General features: G+C 68.0%; 24 protein-coding genes. 7 read left to right on the top strand and 17 right to left on the bottom strand.

The genetic code is table 11. The features are described 5' to 3' along the window. Positions 1 to 154 precede the first annotated feature (154 nt). From ACQUQD_RS34905 to ACQUQD_RS34890, 4 genes are all read right to left on the bottom strand, one after another. Positions 155 to 316 (bottom strand): hypothetical protein, encoded by a 162-nt coding sequence (locus ACQUQD_RS34905; protein WP_428956183.1) that lies wholly within the window; start codon positions 314 to 316, stop codon positions 155 to 157. Positions 317 to 329: 13 nt separating this feature from the next. Next, the gene (locus ACQUQD_RS34900; RefSeq protein ID WP_428956182.1) at positions 330 to 455 is read right to left on the bottom strand and encodes a hypothetical protein; all 126 of its coding nucleotides are present in this window, start codon (positions 453 to 455) and stop codon (positions 330 to 332) included. A gap of 320 nt (positions 456 to 775) precedes the next feature. Then, a complete protein-coding gene (locus tag ACQUQD_RS34895) occupies positions 776 to 1,015 on the bottom strand; it encodes a helix-turn-helix domain-containing protein (protein WP_428956181.1) in 240 nt (79 codons plus the stop codon). A 145-nt stretch (positions 1,016 to 1,160) separates the two neighbouring features. After that, complete coding sequence (locus ACQUQD_RS34890) at positions 1,161 to 1,916, bottom strand: GntR family transcriptional regulator (RefSeq protein ID WP_428956180.1); 756 nt, start codon at positions 1,914 to 1,916, stop codon at positions 1,161 to 1,163. Positions 1,917 to 2,094: 178 nt separating this feature from the next. On the opposite strand from ACQUQD_RS34890, the gene ACQUQD_RS34885 reads away from it, so the two are divergent. The 4 genes from ACQUQD_RS34885 (at position 2,095) to ACQUQD_RS34870 (ending at position 5,015) form a co-directional block, all read left to right on the top strand. Beyond that, the gene (locus tag ACQUQD_RS34885; RefSeq protein WP_428956179.1) at positions 2,095 to 3,030 is read left to right on the top strand and encodes a GntR family transcriptional regulator; all 936 of its coding nucleotides are present in this window, start codon (positions 2,095 to 2,097) and stop codon (positions 3,028 to 3,030) included. Positions 3,031 to 3,609: 579 nt separating this feature from the next. Further along, entirely contained in the window at positions 3,610 to 3,981 is a 372-nt protein-coding gene (locus tag ACQUQD_RS34880) for a DUF6907 domain-containing protein (RefSeq protein WP_428956178.1), read from the top strand. Positions 3,982 to 4,190: 209 nt separating this feature from the next. Beyond that, positions 4,191 to 4,544 (top strand): hypothetical protein, encoded by a 354-nt coding sequence (locus ACQUQD_RS34875; RefSeq protein ID WP_428956177.1) that lies wholly within the window; start codon positions 4,191 to 4,193, stop codon positions 4,542 to 4,544. Positions 4,545 to 4,856: 312 nt separating this feature from the next. Continuing rightward, positions 4,857 to 5,015 (top strand): hypothetical protein, encoded by a 159-nt coding sequence (locus ACQUQD_RS34870; protein ID WP_428956176.1) that lies wholly within the window; start codon positions 4,857 to 4,859, stop codon positions 5,013 to 5,015. Positions 5,016 to 5,454: 439 nt separating this feature from the next. Here the strand turns inward: ACQUQD_RS34870 and ACQUQD_RS34865 are convergent, their stop codons facing one another. Together ACQUQD_RS34865 and ACQUQD_RS34860 are read right to left on the bottom strand one after the other, a co-directional pair. Then, positions 5,455 to 5,703 (bottom strand): hypothetical protein, encoded by a 249-nt coding sequence (locus tag ACQUQD_RS34865; protein ID WP_428956175.1) that lies wholly within the window; start codon positions 5,701 to 5,703, stop codon positions 5,455 to 5,457. Positions 5,704 to 5,769: 66 nt separating this feature from the next. Beyond that, a complete protein-coding gene (locus tag ACQUQD_RS34860) occupies positions 5,770 to 6,045 on the bottom strand; it encodes a hypothetical protein (protein WP_428956174.1) in 276 nt (91 codons plus the stop codon). Positions 6,046 to 6,150: 105 nt separating this feature from the next. On the opposite strand from ACQUQD_RS34860, the gene ACQUQD_RS34855 reads away from it, so the two are divergent. From ACQUQD_RS34855 to ACQUQD_RS34845, 3 genes are read left to right on the top strand one after another with little or no spacing between them, the layout of a single operon-like run. After that, complete coding sequence (locus ACQUQD_RS34855) at positions 6,151 to 6,762, top strand: hypothetical protein (protein ID WP_428956173.1); 612 nt, start codon at positions 6,151 to 6,153, stop codon at positions 6,760 to 6,762. Then, entirely contained in the window at positions 6,762 to 6,998 is a 237-nt protein-coding gene (locus ACQUQD_RS34850; RefSeq protein ID WP_428956172.1) for a hypothetical protein, read from the top strand. The genes ACQUQD_RS34855 and ACQUQD_RS34850 overlap by 1 nt, the downstream gene beginning before the upstream one ends. 50 nt (positions 6,999 to 7,048) lie before the next feature. Further along, positions 7,049 to 7,240, top strand: coding sequence for a hypothetical protein (locus tag ACQUQD_RS34845; protein WP_428956171.1), 192 nt, complete (start codon positions 7,049 to 7,051; stop codon positions 7,238 to 7,240). Here ACQUQD_RS34845 and ACQUQD_RS34840 read toward each other — a convergent pair. The 11 genes from ACQUQD_RS34840 to ACQUQD_RS34790 form a co-directional block, all read right to left on the bottom strand. Further along, a complete protein-coding gene (locus ACQUQD_RS34840; RefSeq protein WP_428956170.1) occupies positions 7,237 to 7,644 on the bottom strand; it encodes a hypothetical protein in 408 nt (135 codons plus the stop codon). The genes ACQUQD_RS34845 and ACQUQD_RS34840 overlap by 4 nt on opposite strands. Before the next feature lie 64 nt (positions 7,645 to 7,708). Beyond that, positions 7,709 to 8,320, bottom strand: coding sequence for a hypothetical protein (locus tag ACQUQD_RS34835; RefSeq protein WP_428956169.1), 612 nt, complete (start codon positions 8,318 to 8,320; stop codon positions 7,709 to 7,711). Then, a complete protein-coding gene (locus ACQUQD_RS34830; RefSeq protein WP_428956168.1) occupies positions 8,317 to 8,952 on the bottom strand; it encodes a hypothetical protein in 636 nt (211 codons plus the stop codon). Before ACQUQD_RS34830 ends, ACQUQD_RS34835 begins: the two co-directional genes overlap by 4 nt. Then, positions 8,949 to 9,296, bottom strand: a complete 348-nt coding sequence (locus ACQUQD_RS34825) for a LuxR C-terminal-related transcriptional regulator (RefSeq protein WP_428956167.1) — start codon at positions 9,294 to 9,296, stop codon at positions 8,949 to 8,951. The genes ACQUQD_RS34830 and ACQUQD_RS34825 overlap by 4 nt, the downstream gene beginning before the upstream one ends. Further along, positions 9,293 to 9,610: a hypothetical protein gene (locus ACQUQD_RS34820; RefSeq protein WP_428956166.1), complete on the bottom strand. Its 318-nt coding sequence runs from the start codon at positions 9,608 to 9,610 to the stop codon at positions 9,293 to 9,295. The genes ACQUQD_RS34825 and ACQUQD_RS34820 overlap by 4 nt, the downstream gene beginning before the upstream one ends. Further along, positions 9,607 to 9,867, bottom strand: a complete 261-nt coding sequence (locus ACQUQD_RS34815) for a hypothetical protein (RefSeq protein ID WP_428956165.1) — start codon at positions 9,865 to 9,867, stop codon at positions 9,607 to 9,609. The genes ACQUQD_RS34820 and ACQUQD_RS34815 overlap by 4 nt, the downstream gene beginning before the upstream one ends. After that, a complete protein-coding gene (locus tag ACQUQD_RS34810) occupies positions 9,864 to 10,337 on the bottom strand; it encodes a hypothetical protein (protein WP_428956164.1) in 474 nt (157 codons plus the stop codon). The genes ACQUQD_RS34815 and ACQUQD_RS34810 overlap by 4 nt, the downstream gene beginning before the upstream one ends. Before the next feature lie 54 nt (positions 10,338 to 10,391). Beyond that, the gene (locus tag ACQUQD_RS34805; protein ID WP_428956163.1) at positions 10,392 to 10,775 is read right to left on the bottom strand and encodes a hypothetical protein; all 384 of its coding nucleotides are present in this window, start codon (positions 10,773 to 10,775) and stop codon (positions 10,392 to 10,394) included. A gap of 215 nt (positions 10,776 to 10,990) precedes the next feature. Continuing rightward, positions 10,991 to 11,698 carry a hypothetical protein gene (locus tag ACQUQD_RS34800; protein WP_428956162.1) on the bottom strand — a complete coding sequence of 236 codons (708 nt, stop codon included), beginning with the start codon at positions 11,696 to 11,698 and terminating at the stop codon, positions 10,991 to 10,993. A gap of 74 nt (positions 11,699 to 11,772) precedes the next feature. Continuing rightward, positions 11,773 to 12,519, bottom strand: a complete 747-nt coding sequence (locus ACQUQD_RS34795; protein ID WP_428956161.1) for a hypothetical protein — start codon at positions 12,517 to 12,519, stop codon at positions 11,773 to 11,775. Positions 12,520 to 12,550: 31 nt separating this feature from the next. After that, positions 12,551 to 12,790, bottom strand: coding sequence for a hypothetical protein (locus tag ACQUQD_RS34790; RefSeq protein ID WP_428956160.1), 240 nt, complete (start codon positions 12,788 to 12,790; stop codon positions 12,551 to 12,553). Between the last annotated feature and the right edge of the window lie 41 nt (positions 12,791 to 12,831).

The raw sequence follows: 12,831 nt of genomic DNA, 5'->3' as shown, positions 1-12,831 counted from the left end.
GCATGACGGCCCACAAGCAGGGCCACGAAGTTGAATTGGGGGTGGTGCTGGACGGATGGGAGGCGGCCGGCAACCGGGGGGACGAATGCCGGACGCCACCCACCCAGCCAGAGCCGGGGTTGGTGCGGGCCCGGGGTGACCCGGGCCTGCACTGCTAGGAGTCGTCGGAGAGACCGTTACGGCGCTCCCACTCACGGATGCAGCCCTGAACGATCTGCCGCGTGACACGATCCGAGCTGAACTGGTGCTCCTCGATCGCGGCCACCAGCTCCGCATCGGTCAGCTCGGGGATCGTCTTGTTCGGCCAGTTCGCCATCGCCTCTCCCCGGTCACTCGTTGTCGCGGGCGTCGAGCTCGGCCATGAACTGCTCGTACTCGGCCTGGTCCATGGCCTCGTAATCGGCGTGCATCTGCGCCAGCTCGGCCTGCTCCTTCTCGTACTCCTGCTGCGTCATGCGCGAGTCCTCTCGAATCAACGGGGTGATGGGCTGGTCGGGCAGAGAGTTGGAAGCCGCGGACCACGGAGGCCAGGGAAGGACATCCCCGCAGCCCGCGACCAGACAGGGGGCCTAGGCCGGGACGACGAGGAAACGATCACCGGAGAGGCTCATCCGCACCGTCGCCGGCGTACCAGCCGCCCTCAACCGCGCCGCCTCCTCCTCTGCCGGCCAACTGCCACGCGGATGACCCGCCGGGAACGACGCGAGGATCTCGCGGACATGAGACGCGGCAACATGCGCAGCCACGTCCGCGGGGGACAGAGTCGGGGTGGACATCAGGCGGCCTCCTCGGCGCTGAGCGTCGGGGCGACGGCCGCTTCGAGGAGGAAGCGGTCGAGCTCCGTCTTGGCGATACGGAATCGGGGGCGCCCGTCGCCGCTCTTAGCGATGTCGATCGCCGCGAGCCGGCCGGAGCTGATGAGTTGGCGCACGTGCTGAGTGGTGCTGCGGATGAAGTCGGCGACCTCTCCGGTGGTCAGGTAGTCGCCCGTGGGGGCGACGGAGACAGGCGTCACTAGGCGCTCCCCTGCGGTCGACTGGGGTGGACACCTAGATAGAAGCAGACCTCCCTAGAGCAATCAAGGCTACCTAGAGAGATTCACGGAAATCGAGCCATGCAAAAAGCCCCCTCCTGTACTGGAGGGGGCTCAAATCAGCAGGTCAGCCCTTGTAGTCGTAGACCAGCAAGAACTTCGACGCGTCCAGAATCATGCGGCTGACTTCAACCACTCGCCCATCCGGCCGCTTGGCGGATCGATGCTGCTCGATGACCGGAGCCCCTGCAGGCAAGGAGAGGTCGTCGACCTCTCGGGAGACCGCCAATCGGCAACGCACCTGCTCACTGAAGCCGAGAGGTCCGTGCCCAGCCTCACGCAAGCGCTCATAGACGCCGCCGTCGCCCGTATCAAGCTCGGTAATGCGGGTCCCCCTGGCGAACTCGTCCGGGATGTACGCCGTAGCGCGCATCACCGGCACCGAGTCGACCAAGTACCGACGATCCCGGATCCAGACCTTGAGGCCTTCTTCGACCTCCAGGACGCGCGCCACGTCGTCCGGAACGCGGGCCAACTGCACGGTGAGGTCGTCGACTTGCATGCGACGCCCCTCGATGTCGACCTCCCACATCGAACGCGCCTCGCCCCACTGGTCGGGATACAGGCGCTTGAGGGCGTTGCGGACGATGGGGCGCCACTCTGCGAGGTGCCAGCCGGAACCGACCCGGGACTCAAGGAGCCCTTCATCGCGGAGGACGGCCAGCGCCTGGCGAATAGTCATCGGGTGCATGCCGTACCGCTCGGCGAGCTTGCGCTCGGAGGGCAGCTTGCGATCCGCGTCGAACTCGCCGGCCTGGATCCGCTCGCGCAGGTCGTCGGCGACCCCTCTGTACTTCGGCCGCTCGCCGGGCGTGCGTGACACGGGCTCTCCTTCGGACGGATTCATCTAGAGCAACGCTACCCGCTCTAGATATCTGCTGGTCAATGCCCTTCTTGGGCGGATATCGCATGAGGGCTAGCTTCAATTGCTCTAGAGAGCTACGGTTTCGTAGTCAGCGAGTGGCTGTGCGTGAAGTCACTGACGCGACGAGAGGACATCCATGCCCGATTCCCCTGAGCGCACGGCGCTTTACCGCCTCTACGACGAGAACGATCGCCTCCTCTACGTCGGCATGAGTAACGAGCCGAAGGAGCGAATGAAGGCCCACGCGGCGGATAAGACCTGGTGGCCCGAGGTCGCGACCCGCGACTTCGAGTGGTTCGGCACCAGGGCCGAAGCCGCCCAAGCCGAGATCGAAGCCATCCGAGGCGAGCAGCCGATCCACAATCACACCCACAACACGGCGGCGGTACTCGCACTCCTGCCGCCGCCCCGCGAGGAGCCGCTGCAGCCACAGCTCGACCCGATCGCAAGGGATGGCCGCAGCGTCGCCCAACGAATGGCCGCCGAGATGCGCCCTCTGATCATGGCCGGCGACATGCCCACCGGCTCCCGCATCCCTTCCACGGCAGACCTCTGCACCCAGTTCAACACCTCGAACGTCACCGTCCAGCGCGGCCTCCGCATTCTGAAATCGGAAGGGTTCGCCGTCGGCCGCAGCGGGGCCGCCGTCTACGTCACCTCGCCTGCACCCCAGCACCTCGACGACGAGAACCAGCACGTCACAACAGAGATAGCCGCCGGCGAGATCGCTCCACCACGTCGCGTCGCACAAGCCCTCGCCACGGATCATGGGGAGGTCGTGCAGCGGCAGGAGTCACTCGTACAGGCTGACAACCGCCCGATACGGATCACCACCACGTATCGGCGCCTACAAGGCGGAGCCGGCATCCCGGTAGAGGCCCTGGACCAGATCACAGTCCGGCCGCCAACGACCGCTGAGCTGCTGCTCTTGCAGATCCCCGAGGAGGTCGCCGTCATGAACGTCTTCCGCCAGGTCCTCGACGGCGACGGCCACGTACTTGAGGTACAGAGCTTCGTCGAGCCCGGCAATCTCTGCCTCCGCCAGTACCGCACACCGATCGACCCGCAGTGAAGTACCGATCCCAACGCTTTCCAGCCGTCCTGCCCCGCCCCCACCGAGTGAGGTTCAGTGAGCTGCTCCGAGGATCGGTGAGATCCTCCGAGATCTTCGAGTTCCGGTTCTCGACGGTGCGGCCTGGCGGGCCGGTAGGTTCAGACCGTCGATAAGAAGACACTCGCCGATGATTCTCCGCCAACAACGCTCGCCGCCACCGCGGGTCTTGGGAACAGTTTCTGGGCCCGTCGGCGGTGAAATGGGGCGTCGCCTACTTGCCGCAAACGCGCAGGACGTACCTCTTGTGGAAGTGACACGAGCGTCGAGGCCAGATCTGTAATGCGTTCACTCGAACGAGGTACTTAGCGGGCCCTTGCACGGAGTTGGGCCGTCGTCAGCATCGTCTAGGTTCTTCCCAGGCCACAGGCAGTGCCTGGGGAACGCGAACGGCCGGACGGGTGCAACCGTCCGGCCGGTTCAACCAGCGAGCGCGAACTCGCTGATCAGAGTCAACCTGCTCCTACCAGAGAGAAGGCTTCACTGATGACTGTAGTACATCCCGAATCGCGGTTAAGCAACGCGGATGAGGGTTCGCGGATGGGCGAGGCTGCTCCTCGTCTGCGTCCGGCGTTGGTGAATGGCCAGCGCGTGCATCTGGAGTGTCCCGCGTGGTGCACCGCCGACCACATGATCGAGTCGGTCCGCTTCCTGGAGGATCTGGAGCATGCCGGCGAGATGACGGATCTGGTGATCCCGGGCGGTCCCGGCTACCGCCTGCTCGCGCATGCCCGTCTGGGCTCGGATCCGTTCGGCGACGACGCTGCCACCCGCAGCCCTTACGTGGTGGTGGATGACGGTTCGGAGCCGTTCGTCATGTCGCCGGCGGAGGCCGCGGTGTTCGCGGATCGGCTGGAGGTTTTCGCGCAGCAGGTGCGGGGGCTTGGCCGGGATGCGCAGAGCGCGATCTAGTCCCCAACAGGCCCTCTGATCAGCCCACTTGGGCCCCTTGAACCACTAGAATTGTCAGCAAAAAGCAGAGGCCGGACGGTGCCCACCGTCCGGCCATCTTGCGTATCGAGCGGGTCATCACCCCGCTGCGTTCGTACCCATCTGAAGAGTAAGGCACTGCGCATGACCATACCGATGAAGCCTCCTTGCCGCCAGCGATCGGCCGGCCTGTGAGGACGCACCGTTCGCGGCCCAAGTCCGGCGGCTGGACGCCCGTTAGTAACGAGCATGTCGCCCGCAACTACACGCTGAGCCTGAAGGCGAAGGGGCTGCTGCTGACGCTGCTCTCCTACCCGGACGGCGCTGACGTGACGACTAAGCGGCTGGTCGAGCTCCACGAGAAGGCGGGCGGCAAGGGCGAGGGCGAGTACGCGGTCCGCGCCGCACTGAAGGAGCTTCGGGAGGCTGGCCTCGTGGCCCACGTGAGGACGAAGAGTGAGGACGGCAAGTGGCGGACGACGACTGCGGTAAGTGACACTCCGCAAGGTCTGTCTCTGCTGCTCAGGCCGCCTGCTCCGGGGTGAGGTTTTCAGGAGTCCCGCTTGGCAGGAGTCCTGCCGGATGGGACTTCTGAATCTGGGAGTTCTTCTAAGAAGACGGTTACCTAGAAGAGTGCTGGCCTGGAAAATTCATCCCTCGAAGAGGGCAAGCCTCCTGGCTTGCTCGCCGTGTTTCGCGCGTGAGGCAGCTGGCAGGCAAGCGGGCGGGAATGCTGGCGAGCCTGATCGCTACCGGCTGTCACCGCCGGCCGGGCTGGCGCGCTCCCCACGGTGAGTCCCGCTACCGACTGCCCCTGTCCGTCGTTAGCTTGACCGTAGTCGTCGAGAGGGGTGGTCATGCCTGAGGAGCCGGTGCCGGGTCCGTTCGATACGGAGATGCGTGAGGCGTCGTTGCCGGACGGCAAGGTGGTGACGATCGCGGTGAAGCGGGGTCTGCCGCAGGATGAGGTGGATCTGTTGGCGGCTCGGATCTGGCAGGACATCCCCGGCGAGTAGATAGATCCCTCTGCGCCCCTGCTTCCGCCTGATACGGAAGCGGGGGCGCTGCCGTGCGCCGTGCTGCGCCCTTGCGGTGGCCCCGGTTCCGCCTGACCGTGAACGCTCAACTGCTGGTCGTTGCAGTCATTGGGGGGCGTCATGCGGGAGAGCTGGGATCGCTTAGCCGGCCAGGTCCAGTTGTGGCTGGCGGCGGTGTTGGAGCGGCGGGTGGCGGGGAGGGCGGCGAGGGCGAGGCTGATTCTGCGCCGGAACCTGGCGTTGGAAGCGGCGCATCGGCGTGGGGTGCCATGCGAGGTGATGGCGCAGCGGTTGGGGTTGCGGCCGAACACGGTCCAGAGGTTGGTGAGCAATCCTCGCAGCGAGGCGCGGAAGGCGGCCGGGCTCGAGGTGGTTCCATCGCCGCCTGCGGATGAGCAGCTGCCGGACGTGGGCTGATCTACCGCCCGCCGGCCCGCCCGTCGTCCTCGTTGTCGACGGGCGTGCCGATCTCCCCGGTCCCGCCGCATTGCCCGCATTGCACGGTGGTCTCGTTCCCGTCGGCGTCCCGGACGGTGATGGTCCCGCCGCTGCAGTTGCCGCACCTGGGCATGCGCGCCTCCAGGAGCCGCCGGGTGAGGTTGAGCAGTCGCCCGTAGCGCCAGTCCTGCTCGAGGGCCGGGATGTACCGCGGATCGACCCAGCCCATGGGGTGCTCCTCTCGTCGCGTTCAGCGTCCTCCCCGGGCAGGGACATCGCAACGCTTCCAGGTCGGTTAGCCGTCGGCCTTCTTGGCGCGTCGGCCAGTGACGGTCCCCTTGGCGATCTGGTCGACGCGCCCGATGGAGAGCTCGACGAGTTCGGCTACTTCCTTGAGGGTCTTGTCCTGCCGTAGCTCGCGGACGTCGGTCTCGCGCGCTTGCTTGAGCCGGGGGTCGTCTTCAACCGCCTTGAGGATGCGGGTGATTGTGCGACCTCGCAGGGCGGGGTCGTCGATGGCGAGTGCCTGCTCGATGGCCTGCTTGACGATGTCGTCGGGGGTGCCGGTCATGAGTGAACTCTAGACCTCTTGAAGATTCTTTTCTAGACCCCTTGACGCGAGTTATAGAGGTCTATAAATTGTAGTCATCGGGAACGACGGAGCAGGGAGACGAAAATGATCGAGCAGTCCATCACCATCGACGGCACCGAGACCGCGCTGACCGCCACCAGCGCCGTGACCTGGACCGCCTCGGACATCGCCCTCCGCCTCCGCCCGAACATGACGTGGCGTGCCACCCGCGGCGACATCACCGGCGACGGTGACACGGCCCAGGCCGCTACCGACAGCCTGATCGCCGCCGAGTGCAAGGCGGCCAAGGTCATGCAGCTCGCCGCCCGCTCCACCAAGGGTCAGAACTTCGCCCGCGAGATGCGCTCCTACCTCCAGATCGGCCCGCGCACCCGCCGCTTCAACAGCAAGAAGTGGGCCGTGGACGGTCACCGCGACGTCATCAACCTGATCGCCGAAGCCAGCTACAACCCGGGCATGTACAACGCCGACCGTGAGGCCATCTTCCGCACCGCTTTCGCCGCGCTCCGCTCCTGGGAGAAGCACATCGACGGCTACCGCACCGACGTGAACCTCGTCGCCCACATCAACGCGATGACTCCGTACCAGTTCGTCGCCTTCCTCGCCGACATGATCGACGCCGGCATCACCAACGTGGGTGAGGGCGAGCGCTACTTCGCCGAGATGGCCCGCCGCCTGTACGCGCAGGCCGCCTGATGGCGGGCCTGCGGGTCAACGAGGTCGTGGTCAACCTCTACTGCCCTCGCGAGGCGGCCAATTGGTGGGCCCTGTACCGGGCCCACGGGCCGGCCTCCCGCTTCACCACGATCACGGCGGCGATACCGGGCGATCTTGTCGAGGTCGCCTGCGAGGGCGCCGAGGATGCGAAATGGCTACGGGACATGCTGATGGAGCGCGGCATACCGAACACCGCGCTGAAGATTGTCACCTAGCCCTAGGCGGCGGGCCGTGACATCCGGCTCTCCGACCCGTTGTGCCGTGCATGGATCACACCGCCCCCGACGTCCCCCTGGCCGAGGACCCGCCGTCCCCGCTCCTGCCGCTGCTCACCTTGGAGGATGCCCAGGATCTGATGCTGCTCCTGGCCGCGGTGCTGGACGGCGGGGAGGTCGACGAGGGCTTCGCCCGGTATCTGTTGCGGAACCTGGCCGGGCGGGTGCCGTCGGCGGATTAGCCGACGTCCGGCTCCTCGCCGGGCGCGAGGTACCGAACGAAGTACGGCATCAGCGACTGATCGTCACGCACCCCGTCACGCGAACTCATGCCAACGCCTTCTACGTATCCGTTGACGTCGATCCGCCAGGCGATGGTGGGATCGGTGTAGGTAGTGCCGTCTGGCCGCTTAAGGAGAGCCGACCAGCCGGCGCCGGGAACGGCCGCCACTGCCCGCTCGTCCGCCTCCACTAGGCGCTCGAAGCCCTTATAGCCGGAAGCCGGCATCAGCTTGCCCCGCTCTAGGTCGACAACGAGAGCCCGGCCTTCGTCGTCCCACGCGATCACCGGCAGGCTGGAGTATTCCTGCGGCCCGTCTTCGTCTCGTTTGAAGAGGGCGTTGTACGAGGCGCTAGCTGGGATCACGATGCTCCTTCGGTCGAGAGGTGCGGAGTTCCTACCCCGATAGGCCTCGACGTGCGCATGCCGTTCACCGCCTCCGTGCGGGCCCGTAGGGCGTCTGCCATGCCGGGCGTCCGTCACGCCGCGGGAGGGGCGGACGTGGGCGCTGCGGCGGCTCGACGGGGGCGGTGCAGTCGTCGCAGTCTTCGGCTTCGGGCGCGTGCTGGAACGTCGCGGCCTGCTCTCCGATCCGCTGGAGGGCGCGGGCGAGGCAGGCTAGGGCTTCTGCGGCCCGTCGAACGCGTTCCTCTTCTGCCTGCTGGATGGCGGCGGCGAACTCTCCCCAGCTCAAAGGTGCGGGCTGTCCGGCGTTGGGGTTGGTGGTGGCCGGGTTGATGGTGAAGTCGGTTGTGCGCCGGATGTTGGCGGCGGCGCGCTGGAGGGCGTTGTCGAGGTGTTCGGTGTCCAGGGTGACGGTGGCGGTGGCGACGTCTCCGTCGATCTCGATGCTGCCGATGCCGTTGAGTTGCTGCCAACCCTCGTCGCCGATCTCGGTGCCGACGGGTGCGATCCACATCCGGGGCGGCTGGGGTTCCTCTGGCGGCGGCTCGGCCGCGGGCCGGCTGCGCATGGCGTCCGGCCCGACGGTCCAGTCCCCGAGGGCGTCGTTGATCTGGGCGAGGATGTCGTTGGTCTTCACGGGCGCTCCTCGATCGGGACACCCCGGGCCGGCGTAGGCGCCCGCAGTGCGTACTCGATCTGGTAGGCGATGTTGGTGACGGTGTCGCACCACAGGGCCATCGGGTGGTCCATGGGGAGTTTGCCGTCGACGCCGGTCTCGTGTTCCGCGGCCTGGGCGCGGAGTTCGGCGACGACAGTGAGGATGCGTTCGCGCATCGCCTCGACCGTGTCGGCTGGCTGGGTCGCTCCGGTCGCTGTGACGTTGATGCCGATGGTGGCGTGGCCAACGACGGGGCTGGCTGGTTCCTCGCCCACTCGGGCCTGCGCTTCGCGCATGATCTCGCCGATGGTCCGCGACTCGCGCTCGAGGCGCTGGAGCATGGCAGTGTGGTGCGGCTGAATGCGCTCGAGGTCGCGGAGGCTGGCCCGGGACACATGACCGCACGGTTCGGTGTGGATCGTGACCTCTTCGCGAAGGGGCTCGCGAACCCAGGCGGCGCGGGCGTCGTGAACCTTCGCGCCACAGTCGGGGCAGGGTGGCAGCGAGGACAGCAGGACGGTGATGCCGTCACGCTGCCGCTGATCGCGGTAGCCGAGCACGACAGCCCAGGTGAGGAGTTCGGCGTCGGTGAGGGTGCGGGGCTCGGTCATGCGGCGTCCTTCCGGTGGGCGCGTTGCTGTGCGGCGTGATCGGCGTTGGCGTTGCGGCAGGCCGGGCAGGGGATCTCGCCGCGGCGGAGGTGGCGGAGGTAGGCGGCCCGGTTGCCGCAGTCGGGGTGGGCGCCGATCAGTCCGCGGAGTGTGGCGATGTGGACGGCCTGGGTGATGGAGCGGGCGCCGAGTTTGCGGGCGGCCCGGAGCGCCATCTTGCCGATGCTCTTCTCCTGGTAGCCGAGGGTGCGGCCGATCTGGGCGTAGGTGTCGCCGTGGGCGGAGCCGGCGAGGATGGCGAGTTCGGCTTCGGTGAGGGGCTTGCCGGCGAGGTTCACGGTCACGGCTCCTCCTTGAGCAGGTGGAGTCGCTTGTCGCGGCGGGCTTTGGCGATGAGTGCGCCGGTGACGATGGCGGCGGGGACGTGGCCGGCGTAGCAGCGGTTGAGGATGCGCCGCCCTTCCGGGTTGATCCATTTGTTGGCGGCTTCGGCGCGGGCGCGGCGGGCGCGTTGGGCTTCGACGACGAGGGTGGCGATGACGTGCGGGTCGTCGATGATCAGGCCGGTTGTGTCGCTGTGGCAGCGGGCGCGAAGCAGCTCGACGAGGGCGGTGACTTGGGGGTCGTCGGACACTTCGACGGGGCGGATCAGGGTCACGACTGGCTCCCGTTGATCGCGCGGGCAACGGCGAGGGCTGCGGAGAGGTCGCAGGTGTCGGGGCTGCACCGGCTATCGCATTCCTCGTGCGCGGGACCGGCTTCACGGTTGCTGGACAGGACGCCCTCGAGGAGCGTTGCAATCGGTTCCCGCGCGGCGACAAGCGCTGCGACGGTGGGCGTCATGGTCATGGCTCCGGTGAAGCGGGCGTCGCGCAGCTTGTCGGCTGCGGCGGTGATCTCTTCGGCGGGTGTCACGACTGGTCTCCCGTCCGGCTGCGCCAGGCGGCGGGGTTGTGCTTGTGGTCGCGGTCGGGCATCACGATCTCGTCGCCGCGCAGGCCGTAGCCGATGACCTGGCCAGGGCGCAGGTGCGGGTTGCCTGCCGAGGTGCCGTCACAGTCGTCGGCGGGCCCGCACGGGTCGCCCTGGTGGCGGCCGTGCTGGCAGCGGTCGAGATCGGTGAGGATCTTGACGAGGTCCTGGGTGTCCGCGAGGGATCGCGCCATCGTGTTGTGCACGGGCTCCTCGGTTCGCATTCGAGCATGGGCGAGGCCGTTGATGGTGGCTTCGACCTTGGCGTGCAACGGGGAGTACATGACGCGCTCTGAGCAGTGGAGGGCGGCGTTCATCTCGGCGTGGCTGGAGAGGTGACGGAGGCAGGCGATGAGGGTCTCTTCGGCCTTCTCCAGCTCGCGGCGGAGGTCGGTGATGGTCGGGGCGGCCATGACGGCTCCTGTCGTTCGGGTGCGGGGCGGCGGCCGGAACCACCGCCCCGGGGGCTAGTTGGTGGCGGTCTCGTCGCGGACTGCGGCGATCACCCGTTGGCGGATGTCGTCCGGCATATCGGGGTGGAATGCGAAGTGGATGCGGACCAGAGGCCGGTCTTCAGCGATGTCGACGTGGTGGCTGCTGGGCTCAAGGTCGTCGGCGCCGAGGTTCACCGCCCACTCGGAGACATCGGCGGCGTCTTCGACGAGGGCGTCGACTGCACGCAGGGCCGTGTGCCACTGGTCCTCGTCGAGCTCTTCCCAGGCAGTGCCGTCAGTCAGCCGGTAGGTCGAGGCTTCGAGCAGGCCGTCGGTGTCGACGTTGTCGAGGGCGTACTTGATCTCGCGCGCAGCTTCGGCACGAAGGTCGTCGTCGGTGTACGGGCGGTCGGTCATGGGGTTCCTCCTGGGTGTGGGTGGTCGTTCGGGTTGAGGCTCTGTGCGGCGTTCTGACGGCCGTTCTCGGGCCCGGGGTAACCGGGGTGCCTCGTCGGGGAGTTAGGCCGCTGACGGACGACGGTGCGCGCGGGAAACGGCAACGGGGGTCACGTCGCGCCCCCACCGACGCACCGGGCGGCTTCCGGCGACGAGCACCCGGAACGGGCGGGCGGTCATCGGCCCTCCCCCGCCTGCTGCGCCTCGTCGGCCATGCGGCGGAGGTCGGGGTTGTCGTCGAGGAACTTCTCGGCGGCGGCGTCCCCGGCCGACTGCCCCAGGCGCCACAGGAGGTCGCGAAGCACGGCGGCCCGGTCGGCGGGCGGGCGGGAACTGTCCTTCTTGGATGCCGAGATCAAACCCCGCAGCGCTTCGTCCAGCCCCTCGTTCTCGGCACGCAGGCGGGCGATGTACCGCCTGTCGTGCTCCAGCGTCAGCCGGTCGTTCTCGCGTTCCGCGTCGGCGACGGCGAGGATGGCGTCGATCTGCCGGTCGAGGTTCTTGCCGTCGCGCATCATGCGGACGTTCTTCAGGGCGGCCGCGTACCGCTCGCGACGGTCGCGGAGGTTCTGGCCGGCGGGCGGGGTCGACGCGGCGGGCTCCCCCGGCATCCACTCGCAGCCGCAGCCGTTGGCGCACCCGTACACGCTGTGCTCGTCGACCGGGTGCTTGCAGCCGCATCCGGCTGCGCTGTGGGGCACCGCGCCGACCGCATGGTCCGACCAGCAGTAGCGCACACCCTTCTCGTCGGCTGGGCCCGCGTGATCGCCGTCGAACTGGCCGCCAGCGTGGCCCGCTTCGAGGGTGCAGCGATGGCGGCCGCCGCTGTGTTCGTTAACGATCTCGGCTGCGCAAGTGGTGGGCTCGGTCGGGTCGGTACTCATGGTCATCTCCGTAGATCGATGCGAGGGTGGGTGGAGCAGCGCCCGGCTACGACCCGGGCGCTGCGTGCGTGCGGTCACGGGGTGGGGCATTCGGGGTCGCAGAGTTCGTGGTCGCCCTCGATGTGGCCCATGAGCCGCTCGTGGGTGTCGCACGGCTCGCCGCCGTCCTCGCACGGGACGCCGGTGCACGGGGTTGCCGCATACTCGGCCTCGCCTGCCTTGCGGAGGAACGTCTCCATCAGCGAGAAGGCGGCGGAGGCTTCATCGGTGGCGCCACGCTCGGCGAAGGCACCACCCGCCTTGTCGCACTCGGCCATGGCCTCTCGCCACACGGTGGCCTGCGCCTCGCGGGCCGCCTGCTCGGCGGCCTCCTCGCGATTGATGGCGTCGTTGGCCCGCTGGTTCTCCGCGGCGAGCAGGCGTCGCAGCTCGTCGGCCTCGGCGGCGTGCTCGATATCGGCGACGGCCATCACCTCTTCCGCTACGGCCAGCACCGATGCGTGGTCCATGCCGGTCTCGACTGCGCGGATCGCGGCGTAGTACCGGTCGCGGCGCACGACCCGGCTGGGAGTCGGGGACAGCAGCGCGGACTGGGCGGTCGCGTCACCGCCCGGAGCCTCCGGGGCCCAGCTGTCCGGGGCGACCGGCTGCCAGTCGCCGTACCGGACGGGTCGGATGATCTGCACGCCACGGGAAATCTGGCCGGGTACCAGGTCACCGCCGCCTCCGGGGTGCGGGAACCAGGTGAAGAACTCGTTCTCCGGGGCGGGGATGCAGGGCAGTTCGCTCTTGCGGATGGGCTCGGGCGTCTCGGTAGTCATCGGGCTTTCCCTTCAGTCGAGTTGGGGTGGATCAAGGTCGGGGTGGGGTGGGCGGCGCGTCGTCAGGTGCGGGTGCTTCGAGGCCGAGTTGGACGGCGGCGAGGTCGACGGCGTCGCGTATCGACAGGCCTTCTTCGGATGCGGCCCACAGGGCGAGGGCTCGGGTGTGGAGGTCGTCGGCGAGGGCGAGTTCGGCGGGGGTGAGGTTGCGGATTCGGCCTTTGGGCCGGCGGGTTGGGCCCCATCGGTCGTCGGGGTTGGTATCGGTCATGTCGGGTTCTCCCGGATTGGTTGACGGTCTTCGGGCAACGG

Source organism: Streptomyces sp. cg35, from assembly GCF_050410835.1.
GTDB lineage: Bacteria > Actinomycetota > Actinomycetes > Streptomycetales > Streptomycetaceae > Streptomyces.
This window is presented reverse-complemented; position numbering and strand designations above follow the sequence as displayed.